The organism is Pseudomonas sp. PS02290 (assembly GCF_029960075.1).
Classification (GTDB): domain Bacteria; phylum Pseudomonadota; class Gammaproteobacteria; order Pseudomonadales; family Pseudomonadaceae; genus Aquipseudomonas.
Map to the genome: position 1 here is coordinate 1 of NZ_JASCOY010000120.1, position 12729 is coordinate 12729.

Genomic DNA, 12729 nt, shown 5'->3' on the forward strand with positions numbered 1-12729 from the left:
CACCTTGCTCGCGAAGAGGTCGGTACATTCGCCGAGTATGCAGTGGCTGGAATACAGCCTTCGCGAGCAAGGTGGAGCGCTACCCCGGTCCCTCCCACAGGACCGTTGATTCCCCCCGACGATGCATGTGGCTGACACAAGGTACGACATTTGCTTGCACGATAGGCCTACACACCGTCAGAGCCCTCACCCCCATGCTCCAGACCCTCGTCCCCGCCGCCGCATCGAACTCGCCCGCCGCCAGCAATCGCGGCGTGCTGTCGGCTGCGGCCAACGGGCTCGATGGCTTTATCGTGCAACATGGCGGTGATCTGGACCGGGTGTTCGGCCGCTCCGGCATCGACCCCGAGCAGCTGCTGCACCCGACCCTGAGCCTGCCGCTGACCAACTACTGCAAAGTGCTGGAAGAAGCCGCGAGCCAGACAGGCTGCGACAATTTCGGCCTGCGTTATGGCCAGCAATTCCGGCCCCAGGCGCTGGGTCTGCTGGGCTACATCGGCCTGTGCTCGGCGACGCTGGAAGACGCCCTGATCAATTTCTCCGCCGCCTTCCCGTTCCATCAGCACAGCACGCTGATCGAACTGGTGGATCAAGGCGAGTGCTACCGTTTCGATTATCAGGTGCGCCACGGCGCGATCAACGAACGCCGCCAGGACGCCGAGCTGACCATGGGCATGGCGCTGAACCTGGTGCGGCACGTGCTCGGCCCGGACTGGGCACCTCGGCAAGTGGCATTCGAACACGCCAAACCCCAGGGCTGGCACGAACACCGCGACGTGTTCCGCGCTGACGTGCGTTTTGGGCAAAGCTGCAATTCACTGCTGATCCCCAAGCGCGATGTCGTGGGCAAAGCCATGCCCGGCAGCGACCCGATTCTGCTGATGCTGATCAAGGACGCGATCCGCCAGTTGGGCGATAACGGCAGCAGCACAGGCAACGGCCCCGAGGCCACGCTCCTCGACCGCGCCCGCCAGACCATCCTCGCCATCCTGCACCTGGGCGAACCGGCGCTGGACGACATCGCCCACACCCTCGGCCTGTCCGAATGGACCCTGCAGCGCAAACTGCGCGAACACGGCTTCAGCTTCACGCAACTGGTCGATCAGATCCGCCAGGACTCGGCCCTGAATCACCTGAAACAGCAGAACCTCAGCATCACCCAACTCGCCTCGCTGCTCGGCTACTCGGAAACCAGTGCGTTCTCCCGGGCGTTCAAACGATGGTTTGGGGTGAGTCCGAAGCAGTGGCGTGGGGGTGATTGCCGGGTTTGAAACGCCGGCGGCCGGCTTTCCTTGTTTTCCCAGACAGCACCGTGATATGGGAGTTAGCTTGCTCATGAAGGGGCCCAAACATTCAGCCACTTTCTCTGGTGACTGACAGGAAGCCTTCGCGAGCAAGCTCGGCTCCCACGGGATAGTGGATTCACTCGATATTTGGGTCGGTTCGCTGGGACTGTGGGAGTGAGCTTGCTCACGAAGAGGCAGGAACAGCCGTTACATCTTCAGTGCCTGAACTGCCGTCTTCGCGAGCAAGCTCGCTCCCACAGGTAATAGCGCGCTCTACTTACGCCCCAAATCCTGCAACCAGTCATTCATGTTCCCCGGCAGCAGCAGTTCGTGCCGGGCGCGGGAGCTGGCGGTGTAGAGCAGTGAGCACACGCTGGCCAGTGAATGCGTCGAGCCCTCGCGCGGTGGCCGCATGAGGTCGCGGGAGAGCAGCACGGAGTCGAATTCCTGGTTCTTCACGTCTTCGACTTTCGCCAGTTTGAGGATGGCGGTCGGGTCATTGCAGAAGCGCTGGGCGGTGTTGATGAAGTCCTGCAGGCGGTTGCCCTGGCCGAGCCACTCGTGCATCGCCTTGAATTCGTGGCTGCCGCCCATGGCCGAGGCCAACGCGTCCCAATAGGCAAACCGGAAGATCAGCCGGTGCTGCGGGCGCAGGTCTTCGCGGTAGAGCAGGTCCAGGCCTTTTACGAACAGCGTGAGGCTTTCAAAGGTGCGCAGGGGCATTTGAAAGCGCGCGCCGGCTTCGGTCAGGCGCTTGAACCAGGCAAACAGGCCCCATTCGTTGGCGACCAGAATCGTCGTGGGTTTTTCCGGAATCGGCATGATGCCGTGGCCAATGATCCGCGTCGGGTGCGGCGCGCGACCGACGAAACCTTCCTTGATGTCGCTGGGGTGCAATTGAATCATCGGGTTGAGCACGTCGGCCATTTGCTTGCCGGCGCGGATCGACTGGGTCATGAAACGCTGGCGAATGAAGCCGCCGTGGCGCGGGGTCTTGCCGCTGAGCTGCTGGAATTCGTCGCCCAACGTAATGACCGCCTGGGGGCTGCGGTCGAGGATCTGCACCATCGGCGCCGTCAGTTCATGGCTTTCGTCGATGATGATGTGGCTGTAATTCTCGGGGATCACTTCGCTGGTCAGCGCCAGGAACTTGATCCGGTGGCTGTTGCGGATCGGCAGACGAATATGCGGCGCCGACGGCCTGACCGTCTCGCGCCAGAGCAGGCGGCTGTATTCCAGCAGCAGAGCGATGTCCGCCTGACTCGCCGCGTGGCCCAACGACGGCAAGTGCCGCGCCTCGATATTCGCCAGCGGCGACAGGCTGAAACTGTGCACGGTGCTGCGGCAGACCCGCGCCACATCCCGCGGCTGCAGTTTGCCCACCGCTTGCAGGTTCAGCCACTGCGCCACTTGCCGGTCATCGACCAGCGAGCTGGCGCCGGTGCGTTGTATATCGGTGTTGCGCCAGCCGCGCGCCGTGAGATCGCGGTTAAGCAGCAGGTTGGCCATGTGGCCGAAGGTGCACGCGTTGATCCGCGCGTCGGGGTTGGCCTGGCGCACCCGCGCCTGAAGCGCGCTCACCTGACCCGGAAAGGTCGCCATGAGCAAGGTCTTTTCCGGGACCAGGACCTCAAAGAACTTCGCCAGCAGGTAGGTCTTGCCCACCCCGGCATAGGCCTGCAGGTGGAACGACTCTTCGTTGCAGACCTTGAACTCGTCGAAGATCCGGCTCTGCTGATCACTCAGGCGCAGGACGTCGCCGGACGGCATCACGATCTCGCGGGTCAGCGGCTCCAGCTTTGCGCGATGACGCAGGCCAAAACCGAAGTCCCACTGCCCTTCCCCGTCGAGGTAATCCTGCTGCTCGATATCAGCGTCGTCGAGCAGACTGACGCCGGCAATTTCAAGCACCGCCAACCCTGATGCCAAGCGCTCAGGGGTGAACCTGCCCCGCACCAGATCGGCAAAGCGCCCGCCCGCTTCTTCGACGGAAGCGGCTGCGCGCAGGACATCATCGAGCATGCGTTCGAGCTGTTCGACGGCGGTGTTTTGCGCGACCAGTGCGTTGAGATTGAGCAGCAGCATCAGCGCAGCGAGTTGCGGCCGGCCGGCTTGACTCAGGAAATCGTCCAGCGATTCGCCAGCGGCCAGGCCTTTGCACACCTCTTCGGTCAGGGGCAGAAACAGCGACGGCGGTGGCGCGAAGGCAGCGGGTGATCTCATTGCGGGCGTCAGGTCCTGAGCGGCGCGTGGGCGCGGGCAGTCAAAAAGGAGCACAGCTTACTCCTGCCGCCCGATCACCGCCCACTTGCGTGTCGCCGTTACTGCGGACGGCCCGAAAGACCGCCGCCTGAATCGGGCCTCACACTCGGCTCTGCTGCTCACCCGCCATGCCGGCGCGGGTGTGTTCGGAGCCGCCTTCCGCGACCATCTGTCCGCGGCTTTCGATCCACATCACCAGCGGCGTTTTGTCAGAGCCGTTTTCAGCGACTTTCGGCGCGAGCTGGAAGCAGGCGATGTCATCGGCGCCGGTGTGCTGCACCGCTGCGTTGGCGTGCACGGCGAAACCGGCGAGTGCGAAAGCAACGGCGGACAGGGTGGTCTTGATCGGTGTCATGGTGTGATCCTCATGAAATCTTCAACGGTAATGAGCGAACCGGGCGGCCGGTGACACGTCACCTGCCCCGAGCCTGGACTCAGTTGTCCTGCGGGCAGTTCTGGGCCACGGTCTGGTAGTTCAGGGTCTGTTGCTGACCCTGGGAATCGAGGTAGCGCAGATGGGCATTGACCACGCCGCAGGTCGGGGTTGAGTCGACTTCGGTGGACAGCGCCTTGGCGATGTCCAGGTGGTCGCCGTACATGTAAGTGTGAGCTTGGGCGACGGGCTGGGCGTGTGCAGTCAGGGCGCCGAGGCTCATGGCGGCAAACAGGGTGGCGATGCTGAGGTTCTTCCAGTTCATGGTGTTCTCCGGTATCCAAGGTTGATCGGTTGGGGTTCGAGGCGGTGTGTGTCTGTCGTCTCGATGGGTCCCATTGAACGCCCCGCAGGTATCTCGCTTGTGTCGCGAACGGCCGGAAAATCATCCTTACGTGTCAGAGCCCGCTGCAGATACACAGCGATACATTCGCGCTGAAAACCCCGCCTTTTGCATGCGCATGTATGCCCGGCAGCGCCAGATACAGTGGAATACAAACCCCGGCAGGCAAGTCACGCGCGACTGGTTAAGATGCGCCACACACATGAATACGGGAGCTGCGGCAATGGAGCACGTCGATCACATTCTGATTGTCGATGACGATCGCGAGATTCGAGAGCTGGTGGGCAATTACCTGAAGAAGAACGGCCTGCGCACCACCGTGGTCGCGGATGGCAGGCAGATGCGTTCGTTTCTGGAATCGACGCCCGTCGACCTGATCGTGCTCGACATCATGATGCCGGGCGACGATGGCCTGCTGCTGTGCCGCGAGCTGCGCACCGGCAAGCACAAGACCACCCCTGTGCTGATGCTCACCGCCCGCAGCGACGAAACCGACCGCATCATTGGCCTGGAAATGGGCGCCGACGACTACTTGGTGAAACCCTTCGCCGCCCGCGAACTGCTGGCGCGGATCAACGCCGTGCTGCGCCGCACCCGCATGCTGCCGCCGAACCTGATCGTCACCGAAGCCGGTCGTATGCTGGCGTTCGGCAAATGGAAACTGGACACCACCGCCCGCCACTTGCTCGACGCCCAAGGCACGGTCGTTACCCTCAGCGGCGCGGAATACCGCCTGCTGCGCACCTTCCTCGATCACCCGCAGCGGGTCTTGAGCCGCGATCAATTGCTGAACCTGACCCAGGGCCGCGACGCCGATCTGTTCGATCGCTCCATCGACCTGCTGGTCAGCCGTTTGCGTCAGCGCCTGGCCGACGACGCCCGCGACCCGGCCTACATCAAGACCGTGCGCAACGAGGGTTACGTGTTCACTTACGCCGTGGAAATTCTCGGGGAAAGCCCATGAAGCTGAGCGTCGGATGGCCGCGCACCCTGGCGTCACGGCTCTCGCTGATTTTTCTGATCAGCCTGGTGCTGGCCCACGGGTTGTCGTTCGGCCTGCAATTCTATGAGCGCTATGAAAGCGCGATGACCACGATGCTCGGCAATATGGAGCGCGACCTCAGCACCACCGTCGCTGTTCTTGAGCGCCTGCCGGCCGACGAACGCCACGCCTGGCTCCCACGCTTCGAACACCCTACCTACGGCTACATCCTCGGTGCCGGCCAGACCGGGACGCCGGTGGACATGGACAAGGCCCCGATGTCAGTGCATTCGATGCAGGAAAGCCTCGGTCACGATTACGAACTGACGTTCAATAACATCGCCGACAGCCGCCCGCACTATCAGGCGCATCTGACGCTGAAGGATGGCAACCCGCTGACGATTGACGTACGCCCGCAGATCACCCCGCTGTCCCCCTGGCTGCCGTTGTTGTTGATCGGCCAACTGGTGCTGCTGTTTGTCTGCACCTGGCTGGCCGTACGCACGGCCATTCGCCCGCTGACGCGCCTGTCCCACGCGGTCGACAACCTCGACCCGAACGGAGAAGGCATTCGCCTGGATGAAAGCGGCCCGACCGAAGTGGCCTTCGCCGCCGTGGCGTTCAACACCATGCAGCAACGAATTTCGACCTACGTGAAGGAGCGCATGCAACTGCTGGCGGCGATCTCCCACGACCTGCAAACCCCGATCACCCGCATGAAACTGCGCGCCGAGTTCATGGACGATGGCGTCGAGAAAGACAAACTCTGGAGCGACCTGAGCGAGATGCAGCACCTGGTCCAGGAAGGCGTCGCGTATGCGCGAAGCATGGACACCTCGACCGAGACAGCGCGGCGCGTGGACATGGATTCATTCCTCGACAGCCTGGTGTTCGACTACCAGGACGTCGGCCGCGACGTGCAGCTGAACGGCAAGACCGGCGCCGTCATCGACACCCGCCCCCACGCCCTGCGCCGGGTGCTGGTCAACCTGACTGACAACGCGTTGAAATTCGGTGGAGCGGCAGAGATCCAGGTCATTGCCCACCCCGACCAGAGCCTCTCGCTCCAGGTGCTCGACCGCGGGCCGGGAATTGCCGAAGGGGAATTGCCGGAAGTGATCAAACCCTTCTACCGCGTAGAAAGCTCACGCAACCGCGACACCGGCGGCACCGGGCTGGGCCTCGCGATTGCACAGCAATTGACCATCGCACTGGGCGGCACCTTGACCCTGACCAATCGCGAAGGCGGCGGGTTGTGCGCGCAATTGAAGCTGCCCGCGCGGTTGGCGACGGGGGTGGTGAAGATCACGGATATCTAAGGGGTGGTGACGAGGATCATCCCTAGTGGAACCGGCTTCAGCCGGGAAGAGGCCGGTGTGAGCACCGAACATTCTGCAGTGTGACGCCTGACGCATTCCCGGCTAAAGCCGGTCCCACTAAAGGCTCGCGGGCACCCCGTAGGACCGGCTTCAGCCGGGAAGGCGTCGGCCGCTATAGCAACACTCTCGATCCTAAACCTCAATATCCAGCAACGCCGCCCCCAGCGCTTTGCCGTGGGCATCCAGCGCCAATGACCGTGTAACGCCCCCCTTCAAAATCCCCGGCAGCACAAAATTCAGCGCGTGTACGTTTGGCAGTTCGTACCGACGCACCCGCAAAACATCGTCTCCCAGCAACTCGGCAAAATGCTCCGCCACCCGTTCGGCCGTCAGCACCTCCAACAATCGCGGGTAGTCTTCCGCCTTGAAAGCGATCACCGAAATATTCGAGGTGTCGCCCTTGTCGCCGGTCCGGGAATGGGCCAGTTCGCGCAATTTCACGGTGCTCACGATGCGTCCTCCAGATGAACCTGCGCCTTGACGACATCCCGCGGCATCAGCAGCGACGCCACGGCCACCACTTGCCGCACGCCCTTGGTCGCGCCGCCGCCGCCATAGGGCCCGTTGGTGTAGAGGGTTTCGACTTCATTGCCGATGCGCACGGCTTCGGCCTTGTCTGCACAGCGCGCCGCGACCCGCAGGCGCACCTCCCACGGCTCGGCCGCCGTCCGCGAACCCAGCGCCGCACCGTGCAATGCGTCGACGCCAATCAGCTCGGCGCGCACGTCATCGAAGACCACGCCGGTCAGTTGCAGACGTTCCAGCACCACGTCCCGCGCCAGTTGCGCGCGGGGCAGTGCGCCGGGGCCGCCATAGGAAATCTGCCCTTCGCCGATCCAGCCGTCGAGATAACCCACCGAGACCTTGAGCGTCTCGGGTCGCGCGCGGCCATCGGCGCCCTCAGCCCGTACTTCGTTGGTGGCAACTGGATGGAACGACACGCCGGAAAAATCCGCCGTCACGTCCGGGGTCAGGTACGCCGCCGGGTCGTGCACTTCATAAATCATTTGCTCGGTGCAGGTGGCGGTGTCGATCCGCCCGCCGGAGCCGGCGACCTTGCTGATCTGCGCCCTGCCCTCGGCATCGACTTCAGCCAGCGGAAACCCGAGGCGGGCCAGATTCGGCACCTCTTTAACGCCCGGATCAGCAAAGTAACCGCCAGTGATCTGCCCGGCGCATTCCAGCAGATGGCCGATCAAGGTGCCGCGTCCCAGCCGCGTCCAGTCGTCCTCGGCCCAGCCGAATTCGAACAGCTGCGGCGCAAGAAACAACGAGGGATCGGCGACCCGACCGGTGATGACCACATCAGCATCGGCCTCCAGCGCCTCGACAATCCCCTCGGCGCCCAAATAGGCGTTCGCCGAGATCAACCGATCACCCAACGAAACAATCGGCGCGCCGTTATCCAGCATCTGTTCAGGACTCGCCTTTAGAACAGCGAGCACGTCATCCCCCGTCACCGCCGCGACCTTCAGCCCGTGCAGCCCCAACTCGACCGCGATGCGCCGCACTTCCCGCGCCGCCGCCAGCGGATTGGCCGCGCCCATGTTGCTGATCAGCCGAAGCCGCCGTTGCCCGGTTTCGCGTCCACGCCCAACGAACGGCAGCACGCGACGCATGCGCTCGCTCAGCAGCGGGTCGAAACCGGCCTCGGGATCGCTGAGCCGCGCTTGTTGTGCCAGGGCAATGGTGCGCTCGGCCAGGCACTCGAAAACCAGGTAATCCAGTTCGCCCTTCTCAGCCAATTCAACGGCGGGCTCGATACGGTCACCGGAATAACCGGCGCCAGAGCCGATACGTAATGTCTTCATTTAAAACACTCCCAGCAACAGTGCGGTCAGGGTCATCAGCACCGATGCGGCAAACAGAAACGGAATGGTGAAGCGCTGGTGGTCGGCCAGTTCGACCTTGCACAGCCCGACCAGCAGGAAGGTGGCCGGCGTCAGCGGGCTGACCGGGAAACCGGTGGTGTGCACGCCCAGCAGCGAGGCCTGGGCCACTTGCAGCGGATCAACGCCCAGGGAGCGGCCGACTTCGGCAATCACCGGCATCACGCCGAAATAGAAGGAATCGGGATCAAACAACAGGCTCAGCGGCATGGACAGGAAGCCCACCACCATCGGAATCAACTTGCCGTGGCCGGCCGGGATTTGCGCCACCGCCACTTCGGCCATGGCCTTGAGCATGCCGGTGCCTTGCATGATCCCGGTGAACACCCCGGCCGCCAGAAGAATGCTGGCCATGGTCAGGGCGGTCTTGGCGTGGGCATCGATGCGCGCGCGCTGGGCGTCGACGTTGGGGTAGTTGATGCACAGCGCCAGCACCGTGCCGACCATGAACATCACCACCGGATCGACCCAGCCGGAAATCATCACCGCCATGACCACGATGGTCAGCACCAGGTTGAGCCAGAACAGACGCGGCCGGCGCAGCACCGCTTCATGCTCGGTGAGCACACGCTGCGGCACCACGTCGATGTGCTCGGCCGTGGTTTGAAAGCGGCCCAGCCCCAGGCGCTTTTCCTCACGTCGCCCGAGCATCCAGGCGCAGAAGAAAACAAAGGCCAGGCCGACGATCTGCACCGGAATCAGCGGCTGGAACAGTTCGGACACGGGTACATGCAGCGCCGCCGACGAACGCAGCACCGGCCCGGTCCACGGCAGGAAATTCACCCCCGCCGCCATGGCCGCGACGCAGGCCAGGATCCGCCGATCAATACCCAGCCGCGTGTACAGCGGCAGCATTGCCGGGATCGTCACCAGAAAGGTCACCGCGCCGGAACCGTCGAGGTGCACCAGCAACGCCAGCAGCGCAGTGCCGACGACAATCCGCGTAGGACGCGTGCCGACGGTGCGCAGGATGCGGTCGATGATCGGGTCGAGCATGCCGGCGTCGGTCATCACGCCGAAGAACAGAATGGCGAACACGAACATGCCGACCACCGGGGCGACGTTCTTGATGCCGGTGATGATGAAGCCGCTGGTTTGCAGACCGAATCCGCCGATCAACGCGGCGATGATGGGCAAGGCAATCAGGGCAACCAGGGGCGAGAGGCGCTTGCTGATGACGGCAGCGAGCAGGCAGAGGATGGTAATGACACCAAGGGTGGCGAGCATGGTTTGATCCTTCGTCATCCCTGACCGGCGGGCGGCGGGACGAGCTGTTGTTGTTTTCAGCGAGTATCGAAACGGGGGTAAGCTTTGTAAATTGAAATGTTCGGCGCCCTGCGTTCGGAAAAACCGAATGACGCCGCGACAAGAAGCATTGGAAATCAGCGCCATGAAAAACTCGATTCAGCACATCCGCGCGTTCCTTACCGTTGCCAACACCGGCAGCTTTGCCAAGGCGGCGCTGGAGCTGAACCTGTCGCCGTCCGCCCTGACCGTGCAGATCCAGCAGCTGGAAGAATGGCTCGGCGTTGCCCTGCTGGAGCGCAGCCCGCGCCAGGTCAACCTGACCGCTGCGGGTCAGAACAATCGCGGGCCCATGGAGAAACTGCTGCTGGACCTGGACAACATCGTCAGCGGCTCGCGGGATCTGGCCGCGCTGCGTCGGGGGGTGGTGACCGTCGCTGCCCTGCCGTCGATGTGTTCCGGCACGCTGCCGCCCATTCTGAAAACCTTCCGCGAGCAGTTCCCCGGCGTCGAAGTGCGCTTGCGTGACGTGGTCGCGCAGCGGATCGATGCGCTGGTGCGCGAGGGCGAAGTGGATTTCGGACTGGGAGTGCGGGCGCGCATGGGCCACGGGCTGGCGTTCGAGGTAGTGATGGTCGACCGGCTGAGCCTGTTCGTTCCCGCTGACCATCCGCTGGCACGGGAGCGTTCGGTCACCCTGCAGGCCCTGGCGGGACAGCCGATCATCCTCACCGGTCGCGACAGCAGCGTGCGTGAGCGGGTGGAGCAATTGTTTGCTGAAGAAGGACTTGTGCTGACGCCCGGGCTGGAAGCGAACTACATGTCGACGGTCATGGCGCTGGTGCGGCACGGCCTGGGGATGACGTTGCTGCCGGAATCCGCCGACGAAGGCCGCGGCGATTTGACGCAGGTGCGGGTCGAGCATCCTGGCGTGTGTCGGGAGATCGGGCTGATTACCCGTGCTGGATCGGACCCGAGCCCGGCAGCGCTGCGATTCGTCGAGACCCTGAAAGCCGCGCTGTGAACGCTAAAACGCTCTGGCCGCTTGCGCGCTTAAAGCTTCCAGCTCCCTCACTGCCTGAACCCCGGCTGAACACCTGCACAACAAGCAGGGATTTGCAAAAAAACCAGTGCACGCATTCAATAATGAGTATCATTATGTTACACAGTGGCTGAATGCGAATGGCTACCCGACGCATTCACGTCGCACACCCTATCAGATATGCACCGGTGATAAATGCTCGTTCCTTTTTTGATCATGCTGCGCGAAGGGATTGAAGCCGCGCTTATCGTTGGCATCATTGCCAGTTACCTGAGACAGACCGGCCGCGGCGAGTGGATGCCTGCTGTGTGGATCGGCGTGTTCCTGGCGGTCGCCCTGGCGCTGTTCGTCGGCGGTGGTCTGGAAATGGTCAGCGCTGAGTTTCCGCAAAAGCAGCAGGAACTGTTCGAAGGCATTGTCGGCCTCGTCGCCGTGGTCATCCTCAGCTCGATGGTCGTGTGGATGCGCAAAGTCGCGCGCTCGGTCAAGCATGACCTGCACCAGTCCCTGGACGCCGCTCTGGCCGGGTCGAGAAACCAGACCTACGCGCTGATCGGCATGGTGTTCTTCGCCGTCGCCCGTGAAAGCCTCGAAACCGTGTTCTTCCTGCTTGCCGTGTTCCAGCAGAGCGAAGGCGTGTCCGGCCCGCTGGGTGCGCTGTTCGGCCTGATCATCGCGGTGTGCATCGGCGTCGCTATCTATAAAGGCAGCATGCGCCTGAACCTGAGCAAGTTCTTCCGCTACACCGGCCTGTTCATCCTCGTCGTCGCGGCGGGCATTCTGGCCAACTCCGTGCGTTCGCTGCACGAAGCCGGGGTCTGGAACCACTTCCAGGACGTGGTCTTCGACATCAGCGCGATCCTGCCGATGGACGGCCCGACCGGTTCGGTGCTGGCCGGCATGTTCGGCTATCAGGATGCGCCGACCGTCAGCGTGCTGGTGGCGTACCTGGCTTACCTGGTCTTTGCGCTGTTCCTGTTCTTCAAGCCCCAGGCGCGGGTGGTGAGTCTGCCCACCCGCCCGGCCCATGAACACGGTCACACTTCTTCGGTTACGCATTCAGTTACGAACAAATAAGGGCTCCCATGAACTCCACTGCCAACGGCCTTCCTCCCAAGAAAGCCAAGCCCCCTCGCGCCTTGCAGTTCGCCGTTGCAGGCTCGGTGATTTTGATGATCGCCGCCGGCGCCATGTTTTATTTCGCCTCCCAGGCCGCGCAGCAAAAGCGCATCGCCAACAGCGGCAATGAAACCGTCGTGACCATCAACGCTAAAAGCTGCGAGCCGAATTCGATCACCGTGCCGGCCGGAAAGAACGCTTTCCGCATCGTCAACGCTTCGGATCGCGCCGTGGAATGGGAAATCCTCGACGGCGTGCTCGTGGTGGAAGAACGCGAAAACATCGTTCCGGGCCTGAGCCAGATCATCAACGCCAACCTGCAGCCGGGCGACTACGCCATCACCTGCGGCTTGCTGAGCAACCCGCGCGGCACCCTGCACGTGACGCCGACCGCTGAATCCGATGCCGCTGCCAAAGCGCGTCCGTCGATGGTCGCCTTCATCGGCCCGCTGTCCGAATACCGCGTCTACCTGAGCACCCAGAGCAGCGCGCTGATCCGCGCGGTCAACGATCTGCAACAAGCCATCGACAGCGGCGATCTGGCCCAGGCGCAGAAAGCCTACGCGCCGGCCCGTGCTGCCTATCAGCGCATCGCCCCTGCGGCGCAGCGCCTGTCCGAGTTGGACAACGCGATCAACGCCCGCGCCGATTACTACGAAAAACGCGAACAGGACCCGGGCTTCGGCGGCTTCCACCGCCTCGAATTCGGCCTGTTTTCGCAGAAGTCCGTCGACGGCCTGACGCCGGTC

The 12729-nt window shown here is 63.2% G+C and carries 12 protein-coding genes; 6 read left to right on the forward strand and 6 right to left on the reverse strand.

Annotated elements, in window-relative coordinates:
- The first annotated feature begins 194 nt into the window (after window positions 1-194).
- Window positions 195-1271, forward strand: coding sequence for an AraC-like transcriptional regulator QhpR (qhpR, locus tag QMX88_RS26470; RefSeq protein ID WP_282373227.1), 1077 nt, complete (start codon window positions 195-197; stop codon window positions 1269-1271).
- 288 nt (window positions 1272-1559) lie between these two features.
- On the opposite strand, the gene QMX88_RS26475 is transcribed toward qhpR, so the two are convergent.
- The 3 genes from QMX88_RS26475 to QMX88_RS26485 form a co-directional block, all read right to left on the reverse strand.
- A complete protein-coding gene (locus QMX88_RS26475; protein ID WP_282373228.1) occupies window positions 1560-3509 on the reverse strand; it encodes an AAA family ATPase in 1950 nt (649 codons plus the stop codon).
- A gap of 139 nt (window positions 3510-3648) precedes the next feature.
- A complete protein-coding gene (locus QMX88_RS26480; RefSeq protein WP_282373229.1) occupies window positions 3649-3903 on the reverse strand; it encodes a hypothetical protein in 255 nt (84 codons plus the stop codon).
- A 79-nt stretch (window positions 3904-3982) separates the two neighbouring features.
- Window positions 3983-4246: a DUF2790 domain-containing protein gene (locus tag QMX88_RS26485; protein ID WP_192175112.1), complete on the reverse strand. Its 264-nt coding sequence runs from the start codon at window positions 4244-4246 to the stop codon at window positions 3983-3985.
- A gap of 301 nt (window positions 4247-4547) precedes the next feature.
- Here QMX88_RS26485 and QMX88_RS26490 point away from each other — a divergent pair, with 301 nt between their 5' ends.
- Window positions 4548-5288 (forward strand): response regulator, encoded by a 741-nt coding sequence (locus tag QMX88_RS26490; protein ID WP_192175111.1) that lies wholly within the window; start codon window positions 4548-4550, stop codon window positions 5286-5288.
- The gene (locus QMX88_RS26495) at window positions 5285-6625 is read left to right on the forward strand and encodes an ATP-binding protein (protein WP_282373230.1); all 1341 of its coding nucleotides are present in this window, start codon (window positions 5285-5287) and stop codon (window positions 6623-6625) included. The genes QMX88_RS26490 and QMX88_RS26495 overlap by 4 nt, the downstream gene beginning before the upstream one ends.
- Window positions 6626-6817: 192 nt before the next feature.
- On the opposite strand, the gene QMX88_RS26500 is transcribed toward QMX88_RS26495, so the two are convergent.
- The 3 genes from QMX88_RS26500 to QMX88_RS26510 are packed head-to-tail and all read right to left on the reverse strand — an operon-like array spanning window position 6818 to window position 9966.
- Window positions 6818-7135, reverse strand: coding sequence for an AtuA-related protein (locus QMX88_RS26500; protein ID WP_282373232.1), 318 nt, complete (start codon window positions 7133-7135; stop codon window positions 6818-6820).
- Entirely contained in the window at window positions 7132-8496 is a 1365-nt protein-coding gene (locus QMX88_RS26505; RefSeq protein ID WP_282373233.1) for an acyclic terpene utilization AtuA family protein, read from the reverse strand. The genes QMX88_RS26500 and QMX88_RS26505 overlap by 4 nt, the downstream gene beginning before the upstream one ends.
- Entirely contained in the window at window positions 8497-9966 is a 1470-nt protein-coding gene (locus tag QMX88_RS26510) for a CitMHS family transporter (RefSeq protein ID WP_336620249.1), read from the reverse strand. It abuts the gene before it with no gap.
- Between QMX88_RS26510 and QMX88_RS26515 the strand changes: the two genes are divergently transcribed.
- From QMX88_RS26515 to QMX88_RS26525, 3 genes are all read left to right on the forward strand, one after another.
- Complete coding sequence (locus QMX88_RS26515; RefSeq protein WP_282373238.1) at window positions 9965-10843, forward strand: LysR family transcriptional regulator; 879 nt, start codon at window positions 9965-9967, stop codon at window positions 10841-10843. The two genes, QMX88_RS26510 and QMX88_RS26515, sit on opposite strands and share 2 nt — an antisense overlap.
- A gap of 213 nt (window positions 10844-11056) precedes the next feature.
- Entirely contained in the window at window positions 11057-11938 is an 882-nt protein-coding gene (efeU, locus tag QMX88_RS26520) for an iron uptake transporter permease EfeU (protein ID WP_192175103.1), read from the forward strand.
- A gap of 8 nt (window positions 11939-11946) precedes the next feature.
- On the forward strand, window positions 11947-12729 hold a 783-nt coding region (locus QMX88_RS26525), incomplete at its 3' end, for a cupredoxin domain-containing protein (RefSeq protein WP_282373236.1).